Origin of the sequence: Saccharopolyspora sp., assembly GCF_017434145.1 — a bacterium.
Taxonomy (GTDB): Bacteria; Actinomycetota; Actinomycetes; order Mycobacteriales; family Pseudonocardiaceae; genus Saccharopolyspora_C; species Saccharopolyspora_C galaxeae.
Window position 1 is genome coordinate 1 of record NZ_JAFRFW010000871.1, and the last position, 7,395, is coordinate 7,395.

The 7,395-nt window shown below is 71.1% G+C and carries 7 protein-coding genes and 2 tRNA genes; 7 read left to right on the top strand and 2 right to left on the bottom strand.

Going from position 1 to position 7,395, the window contains the following annotated elements:
• The coding region (locus IJH84_RS23600; RefSeq protein ID WP_295149159.1) for a hypothetical protein at positions 1-274 on the bottom strand (274 nt) is incomplete at its 3' end.
• A gap of 208 nt (positions 275-482) precedes the next feature.
• Between IJH84_RS23600 and IJH84_RS23605 the strand changes: the two genes are divergently transcribed.
• The 4 genes from IJH84_RS23605 to IJH84_RS23620 all read left to right on the top strand — a co-directional run bounded on the left by IJH84_RS23605 (position 483) and on the right by IJH84_RS23620 (position 3,333).
• Complete coding sequence (locus IJH84_RS23605; protein WP_200071135.1) at positions 483-674, top strand: hypothetical protein; 192 nt, start codon at positions 483-485, stop codon at positions 672-674.
• Positions 675-750: 76 nt separating this feature from the next.
• Positions 751-2,442 carry an AMP-binding protein gene (locus IJH84_RS23610; RefSeq protein ID WP_200071134.1) on the top strand — a complete coding sequence of 564 codons (1,692 nt, stop codon included), beginning with the start codon at positions 751-753 and terminating at the stop codon, positions 2,440-2,442.
• A gap of 53 nt (positions 2,443-2,495) precedes the next feature.
• Positions 2,496-3,140, top strand: a complete 645-nt coding sequence (gene orn, locus IJH84_RS23615; protein ID WP_295149165.1) for an oligoribonuclease — start codon at positions 2,496-2,498, stop codon at positions 3,138-3,140.
• 117 nt (positions 3,141-3,257) lie between these two features.
• Positions 3,258-3,333 (top strand) — tRNA-His (locus IJH84_RS23620).
• A gap of 53 nt (positions 3,334-3,386) precedes the next feature.
• On the opposite strand, the gene IJH84_RS23625 is transcribed toward IJH84_RS23620, so the two are convergent.
• Positions 3,387-4,517: an Ig-like domain-containing protein gene (locus IJH84_RS23625; protein WP_295149166.1), complete on the bottom strand. Its 1,131-nt coding sequence runs from the start codon at positions 4,515-4,517 to the stop codon at positions 3,387-3,389.
• Positions 4,518-4,878: 361 nt separating this feature from the next.
• Here IJH84_RS23625 and IJH84_RS23630 point away from each other — a divergent pair.
• The 3 genes from IJH84_RS23630 (at position 4,879) to IJH84_RS23640 (ending at position 7,182) form a co-directional block, all read left to right on the top strand.
• A tRNA-Lys gene (locus tag IJH84_RS23630) sits at positions 4,879-4,951 on the top strand.
• 173 nt (positions 4,952-5,124) lie between these two features.
• Positions 5,125-5,505: a VOC family protein gene (locus tag IJH84_RS23635; RefSeq protein WP_295149167.1), complete on the top strand. Its 381-nt coding sequence runs from the start codon at positions 5,125-5,127 to the stop codon at positions 5,503-5,505.
• A gap of 204 nt (positions 5,506-5,709) precedes the next feature.
• Positions 5,710-7,182, top strand: coding sequence for an aldehyde dehydrogenase family protein (locus tag IJH84_RS23640; RefSeq protein WP_295149168.1), 1,473 nt, complete (start codon positions 5,710-5,712; stop codon positions 7,180-7,182).
• The last annotated feature ends 213 nt before the right edge of the window (positions 7,183-7,395 follow it).

Genomic DNA, 7,395 nt, shown 5'->3' on the forward strand with positions numbered 1-7,395 from the left:
CCAGCACGGCGACGAGGCCGAGCAGCACCGCCTGCGCCGTCATCAGCGGCCTGCGCCCGGGCAGCAGGCGCAGATTGCCGCGAGCGGTCGGCGACATCCGGCGCAGCGTGAGCGCCACCGGCAGCGCGACCAGCGCCACGACCAGCACGCCCAGCAGCGAGTCCGATCTGCTCGCGCTGGAGCCGAGGCCGATCAGCAGGCCCAGCACGCCGATCGCGAGCACCGCCAGCACCCGGTGCAGCGTCCGCCACACCAGCCCGTCGTAACCAGTCACGATCAGCAGTCTCCCGCATCACCGCGCACGCCCGAGGGCGGCCGGATCCGGGCACGGCCCGCTATCCGAGGCCGCCGTGCGGCCGATGGTGTGACGCCGCGGGGTTTCCGCGCGATTAATCGGGCGAAGCACCGTCACAACCGTGATTCTGAACCATCACACGCCGTGGAGTGCGCACCCGGACGAGGAGGTCTGCGTGGGAGAGAGCATGGAGTGGCAGGTCAACTGCCGCGACGTGGCTGGGCGGCGGCGCAACATGGCCGTGTTCGTCAACGAAGGCAGTGTGGTGGTGGTGGCTCCGCCTGGGGAGACGGCGGTGCTCGCGCCACTGGAGGCCGGCCGGCTTCGCGCGGCGTTGCGGGAGGCGGTGGTGGCCGCGGCGGCGGTTCCGGAGCGCTGAGCCCTTCCCCTCGCGCTCGCCCCCAGGCATTATCTACTGGCGAGTAGTTAAGGGATTCGAGGAGACGCGCGTGGCGATGTGGCGACGGCCGAAAGAACTGCTCCGCAACCTGGCGGGTGCGCCGGGGGACTCGGCGGCTGGACCGGCGGGTGGCCTCCGGCGAGCCGCGCAGCGCGTCGCCCCCGGCGCGCAGACCTTGTGGCTGCTGATCCGGCAAGGCGTGGTCCGCCCGATGCGCCCGGACAAGCTGTGGCGCATCGTGCGGGCCTGGCGCCGCTGGGGCGTGACCCCGGCGCTGGGCTACGAGGTAGCCGCGATCCGGCACCCCGACCGGCCCGCGGTGATCGACGAGCGCGGCGCGCTGAGCTTCCAGGAGCTGCACCAGCGCACCGCGCGGCTGGCCAACGGGCTGCGCGCCCGCGGCGTCCGGGACACCGGCCGCGTCGCGGTGCTGTGCCGCAACCACCACGGACTGGTGGAGAGCATCGTGGCCTGCGGCAAGATCGGCGTGGACGTGGTGCTGCTGAACACCGGCCTGCGGCCGCAACAGCTGCACGCGGTGCTGGCGGAGCAGCGGGCCGACGTGCTGATCGCCGACACCGAGTTCGTCGAGCAGCTGGAGCCGCCCGAAGACCTGGACGTGGTGCTCGCCTGGACCGAGGGCACCACCCGGCGGCCCACGCTGGAGCACCTCATCGGCAGCTCGCCGTCCACCCGGCTGCCGCGGCGGCCGCGGCACGCGCGGATGATCGTGCTCACCTCCGGCACCACCGGCACGCCGAAGGGCGCCCGCAGGCCCGCGCCGCCCGGCGTCGGCCCGGCCGCGACGATCATGTCCAGGGTGCCGCTGCGCGAGGGCGAGCGGATCCTGGTGGGTGCGCCGATCTTCCACACCTGGGGCCTCGCGGCCTTCCAGCTCGGCTCCGCGATCGGCGCGACGCTGGTGCTGCGCCGCAAGTTCGAGCCGCAGCAGGCGCTCGCGGCGGTGCAGCGGCACCGGTGCACCGCGATGTTCATGGTGCCGGTGATGCTGCAGCGCATCCTGGACCTGCCTGCCGAGTCCCGTGCGCCGTTCGACTGCTCCGCGCTGCGGATCGTCGCGTGCAGCGGATCGGCGCTGCCCGCCGACCTGGCGACCCGGTTCCAGCGGGTGTTCGGGCGGGTGCTCTACAACTTCTACGGCTCCACCGAGGCGTCCTGGGTGAGCATCGCCGACCCGCAAGACCTGGCGGCGTCGCCGGGCACGGCGGGGCGGGCACCACGCGGCACCACCATCATGATCGTCGGCGAGGACGGTGAACCGGTGCGCCGCGGCGAAACCGGGCGGATCTTCGTCGGCAACGACATGCTGTTCGAGGGCTACACCGGGGGCGGCGGCAAGGAGACCCGGAAAGGGCTGATGTCCACCGGTGACCTCGGCCGCATCGACTCCGCCGGGCGGTTGCAGGTCGTCGGCCGGGAGGACGACATGATCGTCTCGGGCGGGGAGAACGTCTACCCCAAGGAGACCGAGGACGCCCTGGCCACCCTCCCCGAGGTGCACGAGACCGCGGTGATCGGCGTGGACGACGCGGAGTTCGGCCAGCGCCTCGCCGCGTACGTGGTGCTCGCGCCCGGCGCGGACCTGGACGCCGACGCGGTGCGCGACCGGCTCCGCGACGCGCTGCCGAAGTACGCGCTGCCCAGGGACGTCGTGTTCCTGGAAGAGCTGCCGCGCAACGCCACCGGCAAGGTCGTGCCCGCCCAGCTGCGCGAGCGCGGCGAGTGACGCCCGCGCGGTCCGATCCCGCCCGGCGCGGGCGTCGCGTTAGGCTCGCACGGGTGAACGACCGTCTAGTGTGGATCGACTGTGAAATGACCGGGCTCGACCTGGCCTCGGACGCCTTGATCGAGATCGCCGCCCTGGTCACCGATGCCGACCTGAACATCCTCGGCGAGGGTGTGGACATCGTGATCCACGCCTCGGACGAGGTCTTGTCGGCGATGCCCGAAGTGGTGCGGGACATGCACGAGCGCTCCGGGCTCACCGAGGAGGTGCGACGCTCCTCGGTCACCCTCGCCGAAGCCGAGCAGCGCGTGCTGGAGCACATCCGCGAACACGTGCCGGAGAACGTATCGGCGCCGCTGGCGGGCAACTCGATCGCCACCGACCGCGGGTTCATCGCGCGCGACATGCCCGCGCTGGACGCGCACCTGCACTACCGCATGGTGGACGTGTCCTCGGTCAAGGAGTTGTGCAGGCGCTGGTTCCCGCGGATCTACTACGCGCAGCCGGAGAAGGGGCTGGCGCACCGCGCGCTGGCCGACGTGCGGGAGTCGATCCGGGAGCTGGCGTACTACCGGCGCACCGCGTTCGTGCCGCAGCCCGGCCCGAGCAGCGAGCAGGCGCAGACGGTGGCCGCCGAACTGCTCGACGGCGCGGCGGTGGAAGGCGGTACCGAGAAGGCCGTCAAACCGTCCGAGTGAGCCGTTGACCTCGCCCGTCACCCGGGTGCGGAGCCCGGTGGGAAAGCGATCGACACCGCGCGCTAGGATATTCGTGTTGCTCCGGACGGCCGGGTTCACCGGCGCACCGTTGCTGTGGTGGGTGTAGCTCAGTCGGTAGAGCACTGGGTTGTGGTCCCAGGAGTCGCGGGTTCGAATCCCGTCACTCACCCCACGAGGAAGGCCCCGCTCCGAATCGGAGCGGGGCCTTTCGATTGCGCGGCGGGCTCAGCGATTGCCGCTGAGCCATTCGTCCCACGGGACCTGCCAATCCCCGAAACCGTTCGTGGATTTCAGCTCCGGCCCGCCGGAATTGGTGATCTCCACGACGTCGCCCTTCTTGAGCAGGTCGTAGACCGCCTTGGCGTCGGCGTTGCTCATGTTGATGCAGCCGTGGCTGACGTTGCGCTTGCCCTGGTCGGCGACCGACCACGGCGCGGCGTGCAGGAACTCGCCGCTGTTGGAGATCCGCACCGCCCACTTCACCTCGGTCTGGTAGCCGCCCTGGTCGACGGGCAGGCCGTAGGTCGATGAGTCCATCAGCTTGGTCGCGTGGTGCTCGGTGACCACGTGCGTGCCGTCGTTCGACGGGAAGCTGGGCTTGCCCAGCGAGACCGGGATGGTCCGCTGCTCGACGCCGTTGACGTTGATCGACATCTGGTGGCTGGCGCCGTCGGCCTTGAGCACCACCGCGTCGCCGATGTGGAAGGTGGCCGTGCGGTTCTCCTCACCCCAGACGCCGTTGCCCAGGTCCTTGCCGTAGACGTCCGCGTCGACGGTGATCTCGGTGCCGGGCTGCCAGTACTCCTTGGGGCGCCAGTGCACCTCGCGGCTGTCGATCCAGTAGAACGCGCCTTCCACGGCGGGTTCGGTCCGGATCCGGATGGCCTGTTCGGCCTTGGCCTTGTCCGGCGCGGGCGCGTCTTCGGAGAAGTAGAAGGCCAGCGGCTGGCCGACGCCGACGGTCTGGCCGTCCAGCGGGTTCATCGAGACGTAGGTCTGATCCGCCGGATCGACCGTGGTGAACGAGGCCTCCTGCGTCACCGGCGCGCCAGCCGCGCCTTGCACGGTGATGGCCGCCTTGTAGGTCTTGCCGTAGCCCAGCGGTTCGGCTGCCGACCAGCTCGCCCCGTCCGGCGCGACGGCCGCCTCGACCCGCTCCCCTTCCGGATTCGTGAGCACCGCGTCGACGATCCGGCCGTGCTGCGCGGTCGCCGTGATCGGCGCGGTCGGCGACACCCCCTGGGCTCCGTTGCCCGGGTCGAACAACACCGTCGGCGGCGGAGGTGGCGCGCTCTGCTGTCCCCCGGCGCCGCCGCAGCACCCGGCGACCAGCACCCCCACGAGGCCGATGAGCACGAACGACCACACCCGCGACCACCGAGCCCGACCACTCCCGAGGGAGTGAAGCGAGTCATTCATTTGTCACTGTCCGTTCGATTCCGATCCGCCACATCCGCCACAGCACAGTGTGCCTGAGCCCACCGACCTCGTGGAGTGCACCCGGCGTGCACGCTGCGTATATTTCTGCTGATCTTCCACCCCGGTGGACGCGCCAGGACGCGGCCGGTTGCTCGCCCGAAGCGGATCAACCGGACACGGTCCGGCAACGGCACCGCCGCCGGACACCCCCTCGGATCTGTGCCCCGCGCGCCGTGCTAGTGTTTCTTTCGTCGCCAGGGAACGAGCGCAAGCGGGAAAATCCCCGGCAGGCAAGCAAGCGCCAATAGCTCAACAGGCAGAGCAACTGACTCTTAATCAGTGGGTTCGGGGTTCGAGTCCCTGTTGGCGCACAGCGATAACCTGGAAGAACGAAAAGCCCGCCCTTCGTGGCGGGCTTTTCGTCGTTTCAGAAGTGGTCTCTTTCTCCCCTCGCCGAAGTGATCCGGGGTTGTCGATCTCGCGACCCGGGTAACTCGAGCGACGTCCGGGCCCGCCCACCGTTGCCGATCGCGAGGACGCCGAGATGCAGATGTCGAGTATCGCAGTGGTCATGTTCACCGTCTCGGACCAGGACGCGGCACGTGCGTTCTACACCGAGAAGCTGGGTTTCGAGGTGCGCGCCGACACGCCGTTCGGCGAGCACGGCGAGATGCGCTGGCTGGAGGTCGCCCCTCCGGGCTCGACGGCGCGGCTCGCGCTCAATCCGCCGATGGGCGGGCAACCCGGTGGCGGGATGATCGGAGTGGAGACCGCCGACGTGGTCGGCGAGCACACCCGGTTGCAGGCGTTGGGCGGGATCGACATGGACCCGGAGCCGATGCGCAACCCCGGCGCACCGCTGATGTTCATGCTGCGCGATCCGGACGGCAACAACGTGGTCGTGGTGGAGCAGCCGTCCGCCTGATCCGGCAATCCGCCGCTCCGCGCGGGTCTCCAGCCGCCGCGCGGTGGCGGGCACCCGCGGATTCCTCGCGGAAGCCCGGAATCGAGCCGTCCGGACCCGGCCGCTAGTCACGTGACAGATTCAGCGGGAACAGGTTTCCTGACACCCTCGGGCGGATGCCGGTCGGCACGGCGCACCGGCGACGAGCTTGGAGAGCGAGGAACTATGGCAGCTGGAGCAGCTGGACAACGCGGACTGCTGATCGGCGGTGCCGACCGCGCCGCCGGGACCGGCCGCACCGAGCAGGACCTCAACCCCTACACCGGCGAGGTGTTCGCCACCGTCGCGGCAGCCGCCCCCGAAGACGTCACCGCGGCCGTCGACGCGGCCGCTGCGGCCTTCCCCGGCTGGGTGGCGACCGACGTGGGCACCCGCCGCAAGATCTTCCTGCGCGCGGCCGACCTGCTGGAGCAGCGCACCGAGGACGCGGTGGCGCTGATGGCCGGCGAAGTCGGTGGCACCCGGCCGTGGGCGATGTTCAACGCGGGGCTGGCCGCCGACGTGCTGCGGGAGGCCGCGGCGGCGATCACCGCGCCGCGCGGGGAAGTGCTGTCCAGCTCCAGCCCCGGCGAGTGGGGGTTCGCGCTGCGCCAGCCCGCCGGAGTGGTCGCCGCGCTGGCACCGTGGAACGCGCCGCTGATCCTCGGCGTGCGCTCCTTCGCGGTGGCGCTGGCAGTGGGCAACACCGCCGTGCTCAAACCCAGCGAGGACGCGCCGCTGACCGCGGGCCTGTTCCTCGCGGAGATCATGCGCGAGGCGGGTCTGCCGGACGGGGTGCTCAACGTGCTCACCAACGCCCGCGACGACGCGGCGCAGGTGGTCGAGACGCTGATCGCCGATCGGCGGGTGCGCCGGGTCAACTTCACCGGCTCGACGAACGTCGGCCGCAGCGTCGGAATCAAAGCCGCGGAGAACCTCAAACCGGCCCTGCTGGAGCTGGGCGGGAAGAACTCGATCCTGGTGCTCGACGACGCCGACCTGGACTACGCGGTCGACGCGGTCACCTTCGGCGCGTTCATGAACGCCGGGCAGATCTGCATGTCCGCGGACCGCGTGCTGCTGCCGCGCGCGCTGGAGCAGGAGTTCTCCCGGCGGTTCGCGGCCAAGGTGGCCGAACTGCCCTGCGGCGACCCGGGAAAGCCGGACACCGTGATCGGGCCGGTGATCGGCGAACGCTCCGCCCAGCGGGTGGCCGCGCTCGTCGACGACGCGGTGGCGCAGGGCGCGGTGCTGCACACCGGCGGCGGGCGCCCGGACGGCGCGGTGTACCGGCCGACCGTGCTCAGCGGCGTGACTCCCGAGCAGCGGATCCACTCCGAGGAGATCTTCGGCCCGGTCACCACCGTGCACGGCTACGACGACGTGGACTCCGCGATCGAGGTCATGAACGACACGCCGTACGGGTTGACCGCCGGGGTGATCACCGAGGACACCCGCCGCGGCTGGGCCATCGCGCAGCGGGTGCGGACCGGGATCTTCCACATCAACGACCAGTCCGTGGGCGACGAGCCGCAGGCCCCGTTCGGCGGGGTGAAGGACTCGGGCTACGGGCGGTTCGGCGGGCGCGACGGCATCGACGCGTTCACCGACACGCGTTGGGTCACCTTCCGCGAACAGCACGCGCAGTATCCGTTCTGAGCGGAGGAGAACTCGCCGGGCCGGGCGAGTTCCTCCGCCCCGACTGCGTTACCGGTCGGACTCCCGTTCCGGGTTGATCGGGCTGTCCGGGTTGATCGGGCTGTCCGGGGGCTCGGGCGGCTCCGGGCGGTCCGGGTCCGGGATGTCCGGCGGGTCGGGAGCGCTCGGCCGGTCCGGGACCTCCGGGGGTTCCGGGATCTGCGGGGGTTCCGG